Source organism: Streptomyces sp. NBC_00690 (assembly GCF_036226685.1).
Lineage (GTDB): Bacteria > Actinomycetota > Actinomycetes > Streptomycetales > Streptomycetaceae > Streptomyces.
Genome location: NZ_CP109009.1, coordinates 1,329,278 through 1,343,281, shown reverse-complemented (window position 1 = coordinate 1,343,281; position 14,004 = coordinate 1,329,278). Strand labels below are relative to the sequence as shown.

Below are 14,004 nucleotides of genomic sequence, written 5' to 3'. Positions count from 1 at the left end.
CACCGGGGGATTCCTCGATACGCGCCATATCGGGGAAAGGTCTCCATGCAGCGCCCACATCGTACGAATCGTTCCTCCCCTTCGCGCAAGCGCACCCCCACAGGCTCAGGTCGCAGCGGCAACCCCCGCTCCCAGGGCCAGGGTGGCTCCAACGGACGCCCCCGCCCCGCGCCGAAGCAGGACTTCCAACTTCCCACCACCATCACTCCCGCACTCCCGGCGGTAGAGACCTTCGACGCAATGGAGCTTCCCGCTCCGGTACTGAAGACGCTCACCACCCTGGGAGTGACCGAGCCCTTCCCGATCCAGGCCGCGACCCTGCCCAACGCCCTGGTCGGGCGGGATGTCCTGGGCCGCGGACGCACCGGATCGGGCAAGACGCTCGCCTTCGGACTGGCGCTCCTCACCCGCACCGCCGGAAACCGCGCCACCCCCCGGCAGCCGCTGGCCATGGTCCTGGTTCCCACGCGCGAACTGGCCCAGCAGGTCAACGAGGCACTCACCCCGTACGCCCGCTCCCTCGGGCTGCGACTGGCCACCCTCGTGGGCGGACTGTCGATCGGCAAGCAGGCCGCTGCACTGCGCGCCGGGGCCGACGTGATCGTCGCCACCCCCGGGCGGTTGAACGACCTCATCGAGCGCGGCGACTGCCGCCTGGACCGGGTGCGCATCACCGTCCTGGACGAGGCCGACCAGATGGCGGACATGGGCTTCATGCCCCAGGTCACCCGGCTGCTCGACCAGGTCAACGCCGAAGGGCAGCGGATGTTCTTCTCCGCCACCTTGGACCGCAGCATCGACACCCTGGTCCGTCGCTACCTCCACGACCCGGTGGTCCACTCCGTCGACCCCTCCGTCGGCGCGGTCACCACGATGGAACACCACCTCCTGCACGTCCACGCGGCCGACAAGCACAGCGTCGCCACCGAGATCGCCGCTCGGGACGGGCGCGTGATCATGTTCCTCGACACCAAGCGGTCGGTGGACAAGTTCACCAAGCACCTGCTGAGCGTCGGCGTCCACGCCGCCGCGCTGCACGGCGGCAGGTCCCAGCCGCAGCGCACCCGCACACTGGCGCAGTTCAAGTCCGGCGAGGTCACCGTGCTGGTGGCGACCAACGTCGCGGCACGCGGCATCCATGTGGACGATCTCGACCTCGTCGTCAACGTCGATCCGCCTGCGGACCACAAGGACTATCTGCACCGGGGCGGCCGGACCGCCCGTGCGGGCGAGTCGGGCCGTGTGGTCACCCTGGTCACCCCTGATCAGCGGCGTGAGATGACGCGACTGATGTCGGACGCCGACATTGCGCCGCACACCACACAGGTGCGTTCGGGCGAGGCCGAGTTGACCCGCATCACCGCCGCTCAGGCACCCTCGGGCGTCCCCATCATCAATGTGAGCGCCCCGGCCGCACAGCGTCCCAAGACGGGCAGTGCCCCCTTCCGGGGCCGCGGAACCCGACCTGGTCAGCCCGCCCGCGCCGGCGGTGCGTCCCGTCGGTCCACCGAGTCCCGCCGCACCGCCGAAGCCCGCAAGGCGGCCCGGGTGCGACGCTCGGCCTAGCTCGCACCTCCGTACCGCACGGCCGTCCTTTCGCAGGGCGCCGGGCGGGACGACCCGAACAGCCAAGGGGCCGCTCGCCACATCAGGCGAGCGGCCCCTTCGTGCTGGGCCTTCATGGGCCTTCATGGGCGATCGCGCGGCTTCCGCTATGGATAGCCCGGGCCGATGGGACTCTTCTCCGCGGCGAGTGCGCCCTCGGTGGGGACCCAGCTCCTTTCAGCCACGCACCGTACTGATCAACTCGGCCAGGAGTGCGGCCCGAAGCGGCATCTCGGACACCACCACATGCTCGTCGTCCGCATGGGCACCACCGCCCACCGCGCCGAGACCGTCCAGGGTCGGGACACCAGCGCCCGCGGTGAGATTGCCGTCCGATGCGCCCCCCACCGCCGCCGCCCGCAACGGCTCCATCCCGAGACGGGCCGCCGCCTGCTGTGCCGACGTGAACAGCGCGGCCGAGGAGCCGTGTTCCAACGGCGGCCGATGGGGCCCGCCTTCGACGGTCAGATGTGCACCGGGAGTCCGTACGGTGAGCGTGCGGATCAGTTCGTCCACCCGCGTCAGAGCCGCAGCGCTGGCGGCCCGTACGTCGACACGGATCGTGGCCAGATCGGGGACCGTGTTGCCAGAGGTGCCCGCGGAGACGAGGGTCGGGGTGATGGTGGTGGCCTCCGGGCCGTGCGGTCGGCCCTCGCGCATCAGCGCGTCCAGTTCGGCGAGTGCAAGGATCTGGTGGGCGGCCTCGATCGCCGCATTGATTCCCTTCTCCGGCTGGAGACCGGAGTGCGCGGCTCTGCCCCGCACGGCGATGTCGTACCGGGACACGCCCTTGCGCACGGTCTTCAACGCCCCGCCGTCGGCGGACGCCTCCAGGACGAGGGCCGCCGCACACCCCTGCGCCGATTCCAGGATCAACTCCCGCGAGGTGCGGGAGCCGACCTCCTCGTCCCCCGTGATCAGGATGCAGATGCCGTCGAGGGAATCGAGACTCCCCACCGCGTGGAACATCTGCACCAGTCCCGCCTTCATATCGAAGACACCGGGTCCACGAGCGATGCCGTCCTCGACGGACCAGGGATGGATGGACAACGAGCCGATCGGCCATACGGTGTCGTGGTGCCCGACCAGGAGCACCCGGGGGACGCCGAAGGTCCAGCGCAGATGGGTCACCCCGCCGATCACCAGGGTTTCGGGAGCCGTGTCCAGCCATCGGCTGCCCTGCGCCGCGACCGTCGTCGCACTGCGGGCCACGGCCTGATGGTCGGCCGAGAAGGATTCGCACAGGACGAGCTCTTCCAACTCGGTCAGCATGCGGTTGAGATCCACGGGGTCCCTTCGTTGAATGCAGGAGGACTGAGCCCGTCGACCCGATCTGGCGCCCCCGGCCCACTGCCGTCGATGCGGGCCTTCGGCGCGGCGGACGGGGCGGTTCGTGGGCCGCCACGACAGCTGCGGTACTCGCTCATGGACACCCCCGATCGGGTCGAACTCCGGTAAAGCGTAAGTTCGTTGGGAATCATGCCAAGAACGGCGACAGCAGGCTACGATGCGTGGGCTCCGGTCCCACCGGTGTGACAACTCAATGCGCGTACGACTGGGGAAAGCCGGTGTGATTCCGGCGCTGACCTGCAACCGTGATCGGCAATGGGCTGCCGTGAGCCGGAACGCCCGTCGTGACGCGCGTGCACTGCTTCCCACCGCCATGGTCTGCGGCGCGAAGCCCTGAGTCCGGTGCACGGCAGCGTCCGTCCATGGGGCGGTGCGTGGGCCGTTGCTCGGTTCTCAGGGGGTCGCGCGGTTGGCCTCCATCGGAAAGGCACCCTCGTGCGCCAGACGCTCGCCCTCCGCGTTGCGACCCTCACCGCCGTGCTCGGCCTCACTCTCACCGCCGCACCTCTCGCCCATGCGACGCCCGCGCCCACCACCGTCCCCACGAATGCGCCGGTCTTCGTGAAGCTCACGGTGCAAGGACCGGAAGGTCGCCTCTTCAAGGGCCTCATCAGAACGAAGGGGCACGACGTCACCACCGCGACGGGTGGTACTCACCGCTGTGACGGCACCAACGGCGGTCAGTACCCGACCGCCGTACCCACCCCGACCGCAGCACTCGACGATGCGGCCCGCAAGCGCCACTTCACCTGGGACGGCACCTGGTACTCGTCCTTCGACGACTTCTCCGTGGACACCATCAAGGGAGTCAGCGGTGGGGCGTCCGCGTACTGGAACATATCGGTGAACGGCGTACCCACACCGGTCGGTGGCTGCCAGTTCCGCATCAGGACCGGTGACCACGTCGCCTTCACCTGGACCGCCTTCTAGGCCACATCAGGCAACGTTCGCCCTGTTGGGTACTGCGCCTCGACGTCGACCTCACCCGGCTCGACGTCGAGGCGGCATGACAGCGGACGCCCCGCATCACACGGGCGGTATCGGCCCTTGTCCCAGGGACAGTTGCAGCAACCGATCTGCGTGCACCGCCCGGAACGAGGTCATGAAACCTGTGTCGCCTTCTTGAAGACTTCGAACACGGCCAGATAGTTCTTGCCGCCGTAGCCGTCGGCGATCGCTTGCTCGGCGATCTCCTTCATCAGCCGCGGCTGGTCGGAGTGAACGCCCTGCTCCACACAGGTACGGGTGATGTGCTCCAGTGCATTGAGATTCATCTCCATGGTGCCGACGTCGCCTGGGTAGTTGCCCTTGTCCAGATCGGGAGCCTGCTCGGTAAGAGTTGAGTCCACCACCGAGGGCATGAACCAGTTGAGTGCGAGATCGGCGAAGGTGGCCGCTGAGACGTTCGCCGATCCGACCAGCGCCGTGGCGTGCAGAAAGCCGTTGATGGTCGCGTACATCAGGTCGAGCAGTGCAGCGTTGTAGAGCACTGCCAAGCTGGGGTCGGAGCCGAGGTATCGAGGGTTGCCCATGCTCGCCAGCGTCGCCCGATGCTCGTCGAAGACATCCTGTGGACCGCTGTAGAGGAAGACGGACTCGGGGTGTCCGACGAGCGGCGGTGGCACCATGATCGCGCCGTCCAGGTAGGCGGCACCTCGCGAGGTTGCCCAGGTGACCGCTGCGTGCGCCTCGTTGGGGGTACCGGAGTTGAGGTTCACCAGTACGCGCCCCTCCAAGGCATCATCAGCCGATTCGAGAACCGCGTACATGGTTGTGTAGTCCTTGAGACACAGGATCGTGACAGGGCTCGCGGACACTGCATCGGCGACGGTCCTCGCGCGGCGGGCGCCCTTGGCGACGAGGCTGTCGGCTTTCTCCGGGGTGCGGTTCCAGACGGTCGTGGCGTGGCCGTGGTCTCCCAGTGTCTCCGCAAGGGCCAGGCCCATCGGGCCGAGGCCGAGGACGGTAACGGGTGCGTGCTGAGGGCTTGTTGATTGCTGATTCGTCATGCGGAATAGACTGCTGTCTCACATCGATGTGAGAGTCAACTGAACGTGGTGGTCATCACATGCGCATGGGGGAGTTCTCCCGGCGGACCGGGGTCAGCCAGCGCCTGGTGCGCTACTACGAGGAGCAGGGGCTGCTCAAGCCGTCGCGGCGGCCCAGCGGATATCGCGAGTTCACGGAAGAGGACGTGGCCACCGTCCGGGGCATCCGCATGCTGCTCGGCGCCGGTCTCAACACCGCGACGATCGCCGAACTGATGCCCTGCATGGTCGACGACGGGCAGACCCTGGCACCGGCCTGTTCCGGCATGCTGCCCGACCTGAACCGGGAGCGTGAACGCATCGACGAGGCCGTGGCCGGCCTGCTGGCCGCACGGGACAGGCTGGACGCCGTCATCGCTGCCACGGCGCTGACCGGAGGCGCCGATCCAGAAGCCTGCCACGCGGCCGGTGCCGCACAACGGCCCGGCGACGCCGCTGTGTCACCGCTCGTTACGCACATCTGACTGGCGCCGGAGCAGGCAGCCTGAGGCGTCAGCAGTCGATCGCACGGCTGATCCGCGATCCGGCCCCACTGCGCCCAGGTGGATACTCAAGTCAGTGATCCGAAGGGGGACGGGTGGACTGGTCGGGTGGGTTGCTCGCGTTCACAGCAGGGTTCGCGATCTCGATCGTGACCGCACCCGTCGGTGTGTCCGGAGCGGTGTTCCTCCTGCCGGTGCAGCTGAGTCTGCTCCAGGTGCCGAGCCCTTCGGTGACTCCCACCAATCTGCTCTACAACGTGGTCGCCGGGCCGGGGGCACTGCTGCGGTATCGCCGTAGAGGAGGGCTGGGCGGTCGACTGCCCCGGCTGCTGATCGCCGGTGCCGTGCCGGGAGTGGTCCTCGGCGCGGTGATCCGTGTCTTCGCCATCCCCGGCCCCGAGGTCTTTCGACTCCTGGTCGCCGCACTCCTGCTGCCGCTCGGTCTGTGGTTGTGCATCCGTACCCTCAGACCGTCGGGTCAGGTGGAGAGGCCCGATCTCGGTACCCGTTCCACCGTCTGGTTGGCACTGGCCGTCGGTACGGCCGGTGGGATCTACGGCATCGGTGGTGGTTCGCTGATCGGTCCGATCCTGGCGGGCCGAGGGATGGCGGTCTCCCGGGTCGCTCCCGCCGCATTGGCCTGTACGTTCGTCACCTCTCTCGTAGGTGCGGCCACCTATGCGGTACTCGCCTTCGCCGTCCCCGGACACAACATCGCTCCGAACTGGTTCCTCGGGCTGGTCTGCGGACTCGGGGGCCTGTGCGGGGGCGCGGTGGGTGCGCATCTCCAACCCAGGCTTCCCGAAACGTCGTTGAGGTTGCTGCTGGGGACCCTGGCGATGGCGCTGGGCGCCCTCTATGCGGTCCAGGGGCTTATCTGAGAGCGGCGCCCCCGCACAGCGGGCCTCCGACGGGAAGCGGCGCGCCGGTGAACTCCACCGTCCGGTGAACAACCAGGGCATCGGGCGGCTTCCATCGGCCGTGGGTTCCTCAACACCGCCGAGGCTGCCCAGCCCGTTCCGCGTCCGCGGCGTTGCCGAAGTCCCACAGACAAACCAGACTCCGGTCCTCGACCGCCGTACGCACATATGCGCTCACGTGCAGGAGGAACGACGTCAGCCGCGGCTGCCTGCCCTCCCATCGATCGGCGAACCAGTCACCCGTACCCTCATGCAACAGCAGTTGTGCCGTGGGCCTGGAACACACCGCCAACAGATCCCCCGCCCGGGTGTGGATCGGATCCCACCGCACCTTCGCGTTCCTACGGGGCAGCGGGGGTCCACCTGGCCCGGCCTCCTGGACGGGGAACACCGTCGACCAGTGGCCGTCGCGCAGCCGCAGCACCATTCCGTCGCCGGCTCCGAAGGCCAGATGGGTGCGCGACGGCCGGTCGCCGAGGGGCGACAACAACCCCGTCATCGCCACCTCCACCGCCCGATCGTCCGCCGTGCCCTCCTGCGAGGACCAACCCCGGTTGTTCGCCTCCACTCTGATCGCCCGCCCCACGTCCGCCAGGGCCAGCCGTAGCGCAGCCGCGGGCGTCGAGAAGTCCTCCAGGGTGTTCGGCTCGCCGGGGGGCGCATCCGAGTGAGGTGCGAGCCAGGAGGAGAGCACATCGGCCTGGTTCTGGACCTGTGTGACCAGCGCCTGACAGGCATGGGAAGCCGCCGACTGCGACCAGGCACCGTCGGGCGCACCCGCGGCGACCGCGCTCAGCAGCGTGGAGCCGCCGAGACCCACCGGCATCCGCAACAGCACGGCGTCCCGCCGGTGTTGCTGACGTTGCCGGTGGCCTTGCGGTCCTCGACCGGCAGGAGGTCCGGTCTGCCGAGGACCGAGCCCAACAACAGGGACTTGCCCACACTGAACTCGCCCACCACACCGAACGTGACGGGCTTGCGCACCCGGTCGCGCAGTTCGAGGACGAATCGCATCACCTCGGCGTTTCGGTCGTGGGCCTCCTGGGTCCCCGGTATCTCCTGCTGTTCGAGCATGGCGAGGGTCTCGTCGGCGAAGCGACGCAACTCGGCCAGATTCAGTGGTGGGGCCAAGGTGGTGGTCCTCCTCGTTCCGTTCTGTACTCGGATGACGTCCAGAGGTCGATGGATCGCAGGCCGGGTGGTTCGCTCGGCGGGGCCGCTGCGATCCCTCCGTCGTGGTGGCGTGTGCTGCCGTGACTCGGGCGATGGCCGGAGTCATTGGCGCAGGAAGAACAGCTCGATCGTGGCCTGGCCCCGAACCCGATCACCGCTGGTGTTGCGGTAGCCGCGGATGATCTCCTCGTGGAATGGAGGGAAGAAGGTGGGGGAGACGGAAGGCAGCAGGGCGGCGATGGCCCGGGCGTATGCGCGGCTGGCGTCATCGGTGACCGGACAGGTGCCACAGGAAGCGGCCGTACCCCAGACGATGACGAGCGCCGCCGTCTTCCCGGGGTGGGCGCGGATGCCCTCGGCCACCTCCTGACGGATCTCGCGAACGGCCTCCGCCCTGCCCGCCAGGAGCCCCGGCGCATCACCGGTCACATCGAAATCCTCGCTGTTGGGATCGAGTCCGGGTTGGGCCGTCGCCGTTGCGGGCGTGGCTGAGGGGGATCGTGCGGCTGATGCACTGGGGGCGGGAGACGGTTCGCCCGTGGCCAGGTCGGCGGCGGTGGGAGCGATCCACTGACCACCGAGGGCGATCACCGTGATCACGAGCAGCAGATCGGCGAACAGCCACCCCGCTGCATGCGTCACACTCCCCGAAGAGCGTTGCCTCACGGCCCCTCCTCCCCGTTGCTCGTCGCCGACCCGGTCCTTGGACGGTGTACGTCGTGGTGATCGGTCACACTCCGGGCAGCAGGCTCGGGCGCTTCATCGCTGGCGCCGCCCTCCCACGGACCGCCGACCCCGAAGGGATTCGGAGGAACGGCGTCATAGGGGCCCGTTGCGTCCGCCGCGTCGAGACGACGAGGATCGACGGGGGCGGCCCGGTGCACAGCGGTGTCATCGGGGACGCTCTGGTCATCGGGATCCTCGGAGTACCACTCGTCCCAGCCCGTGTGCCCCTCGTCGCGCGGGTGATCTGCTGAATCGTCATAGGGCAGCTCCGGACCGTCCGTACCGCGCGCCTCGGGCGACCGGGCGGAGCGCGCCAGGAAAGCGTCCGAAGGCCCCGCCACCGGACCCGAACGGGTGAGCCGCTCGGTCGCCTCCGCCACCGAGGCGGCCACGGCCGCCAGGGTTCGACGGAACTCATCGACCGCCAGGCGAAGATCCTCCTCCGTGTCCGCCCGGCTGATCCGGGCCGACAGCTCAGCGCCCTCGCGTTGTTGTGCCAGCTCCCGCAATTGATCCAGTTGGGCGATGAGTTCACCGGATACGGCCCGGACATCGCCTCGCAGCGAGACGGCGAGCGCCGTGACGGCCCGGTCGTACGCCCAGCCGATTCGCTCCGCACCGTCGGCTGCCGATGCCTCCAGGGCCTGCGGCAGTGCGGCCACCGTCCCGTTGAGCTGCTCGGTCGCGCCTCCCAACTCGGCCGTCGCGTTCTCCAGGGCCGTCCGCGCCCCGTCGAGGGTGCCCCCCAGTGCTTCGGCTGTACGGTCCAACAGTTCGACTCCCCGTCGTACCGCGTTGTCCTCATGTGTCGCTGCGTCGTCGGCCGCGTCGTGGATGCGGTGCACCGCATCTATGGCAGCTGCCGACAACTGGCCCGCTGCGGTGAGCGCGGACTCCTTGACGTGCCGACCCATCTCGCCCAGGACCCTGACGACCTCGTGAGAGAGCACCTCCGCACCCCGGTTGGCGCCTGCGGCGGCCTGCGAGGCATGGTCGGCCGACAGTTCCACGGCAGCGGCGGCCGTCTGGAGACCCGCGACGGCCGCTCCCAGGGCTTCGGCGGCCGACCGGGTGAGGGTCGCGGTCTCCCGAGCCTGCTGGACCAGTTCCCGGGTCTCACGCTGGACCGAGCCCGCCAGATCACCCAGAGCACGCAGATTGGCGGCTGCCCCCTGCAACTCCTCGGCGAACCGAAGCGGTGTCATATGTGCCGCACCGGACGCCAGGGCCTGCACTTGCGCAAGCGCCCCTGCCAAACGGGCGGCGAACACCCTGGTCGCACGCTCATCGGCCAACTCCTGCTGGCTGCGCAACCGAGTCGCTGCGATGAGACCACCGAGTGCCAAGACGGTGTAGAGCACCATCACATCGAAGTGGAACGGAGCCCAGAGCTCTCCGGCGAAGCCCTGCTGCCACAGACCGAGAAACGATTCATTGCCCCCTTTTCCGGCCTCCCGCATCTCTTGATAGGCCCAGGCGGCAGCGCCCAGCCCAGCCCATGTGACCAAGAGCGGCAGGAAGACCAGCGCACCCGCCCAGCCCGCAAGGGTTCGAGCCCATCTCTGCCGACGTAACCCCCAACTCATGCGCCCCATAGGTTGGTTCGGTGTGGGAGCTCCACGGGCGCGCGGAACCGTCGGCTCGGGGCCGGGGACGGTGAGCAGCGATCCAGGTGCGCTGTAGACGGCGACCAGATCGGTCCCGGACCATCGAGCGAGCCGTTCGGGGTAGGGGATGTCCCCTGCGAGTTCGATCAAGGCGGCGCGATGGACGGCCACGCGTGGATCCAGCGCCAACGAGCCAAGTTCGGCCGCCAGTTGCCGTGGTTCTCTCCCCGTCGGACCGGCTGCGGGCACATCACTTCCGGCCATCGAACCCCCCAGTCCGGTATGACCCCCACGTCCTGCCCTCCCGGGACAGGACGTATCGATCCGGCCTCGGACGTATGGCCACACTCCGCACCGAGCCGGTCACCATTACGCCATAGATCCGGCCATCCGCACTATCGGTTGAAGGTAAAACGTCGGGCGCCTCGGGATGGCCGGGAACCGGGTGACGGATGGGGCTCGTTGTCCGTGCCCGAGCGCCCCGGCAGACAGCGCGGGATGGGGATGGCGACCCAAAAGGGGGACCGGTGCCGCTCAGCGGCACCGGTCCCCTGCGGCCTGAGCCGCGATGTCATCGTCGGCCGACGGTCACCGGCCCTGGAGCGTCTTCACATTCTTTCCGAAGGTCCAGTTGCGAGACCCGTCCCAGTTGATGGACCAGGTCATCAGCCCCTTGAGGGCGTTGTTGTAGCCGTTCCACGCCTGCGCCACGAGGCTCGGGGACATATGGCCGCCGCCCGCGCCCGGCTGTGCCGGCAGACCCGGGACCTGCTTGTCGTACGGGACCTTGATGGTCGTGCCCTGGATGACCAGACCGCGGTTGAGGCAGTCGGTCTGGGCCTTGAAGCCGGCCACCGTTCCGGCGGAGTACGAGTCACCTGAGCACCCGAACATGCTGCCGTTGTAGTACTGCATGTTCAGCCACCACAGCCGGCCGTTGTCCGCGTACTTCTTGATGATGGGCAGGTACGAGCCCCAGATCGAGCCGTACACCACACTGCCACCGGTGACGTAGGCCGTCTCGGGCGCCATCGTCAGACCGAAGTTCGCGGGCATCTGGGCGAGGACGCCGTCGATGATGCGGATCAGGTTGGCCTGGGACGCGGAGAGTTGGTTGATGTTCCCACTGCCGACGAGGCCGGTCTCGATGTCGATGTCGATGCCGTCGAAGTTGTACTTCTTGAGGATCGGCACCACAGTGGCGACGAACCGGTCGGCGACCGCGCTGGAGCTGAGGTCGATGCCTGCGGCGGCGCCGCCGATGGACATCAGGATGGTGAGCCCGTCCTGCTTGGCCTGACACATCTCGGCCGGTGTCGGGACCTTCACCGTGTTGTCCATGCCGTCTTCCCACAGCACGGTGCCGTCCGAGCGAATGACCGGGAAGGCGGCATTGATCACGTTGTATCCGTTGGCGCGGATTCGGCTGTCGGTGATCGGTATCCAACCGAGCGGGGGATGGACGCCGTTGACCGCGCCGTCCCAGTTCTCCCAGTAGCCGTGAAGCACCTTGCCGGTGGGCCTCGACTTGACCGCACAGGTTTCCGCTGCAGCCGCTGTGGGGGCGGCCTTCTGGTCGCTGGGTGCGGCGCTGGGTGCCTGGGCGGCCACCATCTGTACGGCGAATGCCATGGCCAGGGCGGAACCCAGCAAACGCATCTTCCGACCGATCATGCGTGCTCCCTTCGGGCCCGCCGCGAGCACCGGCTCGGCGCTGCGTCGGGCTCTCGGTGAGTGGTGGGGGGTAGTTGATCGCGAGGCGGATGTCCGCGTGCCGCCCTGGGGGCGGGGCGGCACGCGGTGGGGGAACGACTGCCGGGGGGCCGGTGTCGTGAACATCCGGGCGGCGGGAGACGGGGAGTCGTGCGACTGGGGAGAGCCGCAGGACCGAGAGAGCTATGGAGGATAGGGAGGGGTAGCTCTGTGGAGCACGCTTACCTCCTGGACTGTGGGGGCCTGGAGACATCCGCGGTGCGATGCGCCACACCGTAGGTTGGTCCAGACCTGTCGTCAATAGGTCTGGACCAAAGTGCTGGTGGGGTGATGTCGCCCCACGGTGGGTAGAGCCCTCGGACCGGGTAGTTCCTCCCACGGGGCCCACACGGGACCGCGGTTGTTTCAACTACCCCGTGTCGAAAGGGCTGTTAAGGTTCCGACTTGCGACATCTGGGGTGATCCGGGGGGAGAATCCATGGCTTCATCAGATGTGCGAAGACTGTTCATACCCACGGGGCCCGGCCCCCGCTGGGGCGCCCTCGCATTCCTCCTGTGGTCGCTCGGCATCCTGGGCCTGATGACGTTCGACTACGGCTTCCGGGACATCTGGAACGCCGAGGCCGCCGCCAAACAGCGAGCTCCCGCCACCCGTTCGCTGTCCCTCGCGATCGAGCGCCCGGGCACGTACTGGGTAAGTCTGGAGTACCGCAGCGATCTCGCCCGCTCGGCTCGACTGGACACCTTCATCGATCAGGAGCCGTCGCGACCGGGAGCCATCCGTGTGGTGCCGAACGCCGGACGCCCTCCCGAGATCAAACGTGAACGCCAGGGGCGCGACTACTGGATGTCGGACGAACAGGGCAACTGGCGCGGCACCACGGCAGCCCGTCTCGATCTGACCCCGGGCACCTATCGCGTCTCCACCACTCTTCGCGAGCAGGGAGTACGTATCGCCTGGGGCCCGCAGCCCGACCAGCTCAAGGGCAGGGCCCCACTGTTCTGGACGATCGGCCTCAGCGGCAGCGGAGCGCTGATCGGCGCATGGGGAGTGATCGCAAGACGCCGGGCGGCCCGGCTCATTGCGGGGAACTGAAGAAGGAGGGGGAGGCACATGTTCGAGGAGACCGAACACGAGGAAACCTCGCGGCGACTGCGCCAGGGCGAGGAGGCGGCGCGCGAGTGGGCGGAACGCGGTTACAGAAGCCAGCGGACGGGCACTTTCGAAAGTGCCTACTGGCTCTTCTTCGCCCTGCCGCTCACCATCATCTACTTCTCCGTGATGGCGCTCGTCCGCGGCTCCACCTGGCTCGCCCAGGAATCGCTGCTCTCCGCGCTCTTCCCCGCCCCCGGCGACAGCCTCGCCCGCTACGCACTCTCGATGGTGACCCTGTTGCTCCTGCTACCCGGCGGACTGCTGTTCGCCGCACGACGCCTGGCCACCACTCGGCTCAGGCTGCTGGCCAACGTCGTGCTCCTGCCCTCGGCTGTGCTCCTCGTCCCCGTGCTGCTGTTCGTCGCCGGCCAGACCCTGCACGCCGACATCGTTAGGCTCGGGTCATGACCGCCGGTGTGGAGCCGGCCCAGTGGAATCCGGGCCGGTGGTTGCGCACCCTGTCACGGCCCGTGGCACTCGCGGCCGGCGCCGGAGTGCTGCTGCTCATCGGCTCCCTCCTGCCTTGGGTGTCCGGCGACGGCCCGCTCTCGTTCGGCTGGGCCCAGCACGCCACCGGGCGGATGGCATTGGGATCACGGGCCGGTCTGGCAGGCGGCGACGCCGTCGTCACACTGCTCGTCGGCGCTGCGGCGCTGCTGGTCGCAGCACACCGGGTGTGGCGCGGGCCCCTCCGTGGCCACCGCACGGTACTGATCGGCGCTGGCGCCCTGGCCGCCTGCTGGGCGGTGCTGAACATGGCCGAGGCCGGTCGTACACCCACCCCGACCGGAGAATCCCTTGATCTGAGCCCGAGCGTTGGTCTCTACCTGGTCCTGCTGGGGGCGCTGCTGGCGATCGGCGCCGGAGCGCTCTCCCGACCGGACCCGGTGGCTGAACTGACACTGGCCACCGAACGGGCGGTGCGCCTCTGGGAGTCGGGCCACGAGGTGCCCGGCCTGGCCAGGCTGCAGCACGCGGTCAGGACCTGGGAGTCGGGCGTCGGCACCGCTCATCCCGCGTTCTCTGTCGCCCTCGCCCTGTTGGGGCGGATGTACCTCCAGATCGGTGCGCCGGACCGAGCCGTCGCCGCCGTGGAGATGGCCTGGACACAGACGGCGAACTGGCCGCAGCCCGATCCTCACGCCCTGAGCATCGTGCAGTCACTCCAGCACGACGTCCGCTCCCTGGCACACGGCTAGGACACCATCGGGCAGCTGGCGGTGG

Annotated in this window: 14 protein-coding genes and 1 riboswitch; of the genes, 7 read left to right on the top strand and 7 right to left on the bottom strand. The window is 68.6% G+C overall.

The genetic code is table 11. From position 1 onward, the window contains the following. Positions 1–45 precede the first annotated feature (45 nt). Positions 46–1,566: a DEAD/DEAH box helicase gene (locus tag OID54_RS05930; protein WP_329014961.1), complete on the top strand. Its 1,521-nt coding sequence runs from the start codon at positions 46–48 to the stop codon at positions 1,564–1,566. A 216-nt stretch (positions 1,567–1,782) separates the two neighbouring features. Here the strand turns inward: OID54_RS05930 and OID54_RS05925 are convergent, their stop codons facing one another. Further along, entirely contained in the window at positions 1,783–2,877 is a 1,095-nt protein-coding gene (locus OID54_RS05925) for a M20 family metallopeptidase (protein ID WP_329027286.1), read from the bottom strand. A 230-nt stretch (positions 2,878–3,107) separates the two neighbouring features. Next, a riboswitch (cobalamin riboswitch) is annotated at positions 3,108–3,256 on the top strand. Positions 3,257–3,390: 134 nt separating this feature from the next. Between OID54_RS05925 and OID54_RS05920 the strand changes: the two genes are divergently transcribed. Then, positions 3,391–3,885 (top strand): DUF4430 domain-containing protein, encoded by a 495-nt coding sequence (locus OID54_RS05920; RefSeq protein WP_329014958.1) that lies wholly within the window; start codon positions 3,391–3,393, stop codon positions 3,883–3,885. 170 nt (positions 3,886–4,055) lie between these two features. On the opposite strand, the gene OID54_RS05915 is transcribed toward OID54_RS05920, so the two are convergent. Continuing rightward, complete coding sequence (locus tag OID54_RS05915) at positions 4,056–4,964, bottom strand: NAD(P)-dependent oxidoreductase (RefSeq protein ID WP_329014955.1); 909 nt, start codon at positions 4,962–4,964, stop codon at positions 4,056–4,058. Between the two features lie 59 nt (positions 4,965–5,023). Between OID54_RS05915 and OID54_RS05910 the strand changes: the two genes are divergently transcribed. After that, positions 5,024–5,467: a MerR family transcriptional regulator gene (locus OID54_RS05910; RefSeq protein ID WP_329014952.1), complete on the top strand. Its 444-nt coding sequence runs from the start codon at positions 5,024–5,026 to the stop codon at positions 5,465–5,467. Positions 5,468–5,580: 113 nt separating this feature from the next. Next, positions 5,581–6,366 carry a TSUP family transporter gene (locus OID54_RS05905; RefSeq protein ID WP_329014949.1) on the top strand — a complete coding sequence of 262 codons (786 nt, stop codon included), beginning with the start codon at positions 5,581–5,583 and terminating at the stop codon, positions 6,364–6,366. A gap of 109 nt (positions 6,367–6,475) precedes the next feature. On the opposite strand, the gene OID54_RS05900 is transcribed toward OID54_RS05905, so the two are convergent. The 5 genes from OID54_RS05900 to OID54_RS05880 form a co-directional block, all read right to left on the bottom strand. After that, entirely contained in the window at positions 6,476–7,231 is a 756-nt protein-coding gene (locus OID54_RS05900; protein ID WP_329014947.1) for a hypothetical protein, read from the bottom strand. Continuing rightward, positions 7,198–7,536: a hypothetical protein gene (locus OID54_RS05895; RefSeq protein ID WP_329014944.1), complete on the bottom strand. Its 339-nt coding sequence runs from the start codon at positions 7,534–7,536 to the stop codon at positions 7,198–7,200. Before OID54_RS05895 ends, OID54_RS05900 begins: the two co-directional genes overlap by 34 nt. A 144-nt stretch (positions 7,537–7,680) precedes the next feature. Beyond that, positions 7,681–8,244 carry a hypothetical protein gene (locus tag OID54_RS05890; RefSeq protein ID WP_329014941.1) on the bottom strand — a complete coding sequence of 188 codons (564 nt, stop codon included), beginning with the start codon at positions 8,242–8,244 and terminating at the stop codon, positions 7,681–7,683. Next, positions 8,241–10,175: a hypothetical protein gene (locus OID54_RS05885; protein WP_329014939.1), complete on the bottom strand. Its 1,935-nt coding sequence runs from the start codon at positions 10,173–10,175 to the stop codon at positions 8,241–8,243. The genes OID54_RS05890 and OID54_RS05885 overlap by 4 nt, the downstream gene beginning before the upstream one ends. A 324-nt stretch (positions 10,176–10,499) precedes the next feature. Next, the gene (locus OID54_RS05880) at positions 10,500–11,585 is read right to left on the bottom strand and encodes a chitinase (RefSeq protein ID WP_329014936.1); all 1,086 of its coding nucleotides are present in this window, start codon (positions 11,583–11,585) and stop codon (positions 10,500–10,502) included. 517 nt (positions 11,586–12,102) lie between these two features. Between OID54_RS05880 and OID54_RS05875 the strand changes: the two genes are divergently transcribed. The 3 genes from OID54_RS05875 to OID54_RS05865 are packed head-to-tail and all read left to right on the top strand — an operon-like array spanning position 12,103 to position 13,979. Continuing rightward, on the top strand, positions 12,103–12,720 hold the full coding sequence (locus tag OID54_RS05875) for a hypothetical protein (RefSeq protein WP_329014934.1): 618 nt from the start codon (positions 12,103–12,105) through the stop codon (positions 12,718–12,720). An 18-nt stretch (positions 12,721–12,738) separates the two neighbouring features. Next, positions 12,739–13,188, top strand: coding sequence for a hypothetical protein (locus OID54_RS05870; protein ID WP_329014932.1), 450 nt, complete (start codon positions 12,739–12,741; stop codon positions 13,186–13,188). Continuing rightward, the gene (locus tag OID54_RS05865; RefSeq protein WP_329014929.1) at positions 13,185–13,979 is read left to right on the top strand and encodes a hypothetical protein; all 795 of its coding nucleotides are present in this window, start codon (positions 13,185–13,187) and stop codon (positions 13,977–13,979) included. The genes OID54_RS05870 and OID54_RS05865 overlap by 4 nt, the downstream gene beginning before the upstream one ends. The last annotated feature ends 25 nt before the right edge of the window (positions 13,980–14,004 follow it).

Coding starts and splice junctions, on each gene's coding strand:
- OID54_RS05930 (WP_329014961.1), top strand. CDS start 46: ATGCAGCGCCCACATCGTACGAATCGTTCCTCCCCTTCGCGCAAGCGC.
- OID54_RS05925 (WP_329027286.1), bottom strand. CDS start 2,877: ATGCTGACCGAGTTGGAAGAGCTCGTCCTGTGCGAATCCTTCTCGGCC.
- OID54_RS05915 (WP_329014955.1), bottom strand. CDS start 4,964: ATGACGAATCAGCAATCAACAAGCCCTCAGCACGCACCCGTTACCGTC.
- OID54_RS05910 (WP_329014952.1), top strand. CDS start 5,024: ATGCGCATGGGGGAGTTCTCCCGGCGGACCGGGGTCAGCCAGCGCCTG.
- OID54_RS05900 (WP_329014947.1), bottom strand. CDS start 7,231: ATGCCGGTGGGTCTCGGCGGCTCCACGCTGCTGAGCGCGGTCGCCGCG.
- OID54_RS05885 (WP_329014939.1), bottom strand. CDS start 10,175: ATGGCCGGAAGTGATGTGCCCGCAGCCGGTCCGACGGGGAGAGAACCA.
- OID54_RS05880 (WP_329014936.1), bottom strand. CDS start 11,585: ATGATCGGTCGGAAGATGCGTTTGCTGGGTTCCGCCCTGGCCATGGCA.
- OID54_RS05875 (WP_329014934.1), top strand. CDS start 12,103: ATGGCTTCATCAGATGTGCGAAGACTGTTCATACCCACGGGGCCCGGC.
- OID54_RS05870 (WP_329014932.1), top strand. CDS start 12,739: ATGTTCGAGGAGACCGAACACGAGGAAACCTCGCGGCGACTGCGCCAG.
- OID54_RS05865 (WP_329014929.1), top strand. CDS start 13,185: ATGACCGCCGGTGTGGAGCCGGCCCAGTGGAATCCGGGCCGGTGGTTG.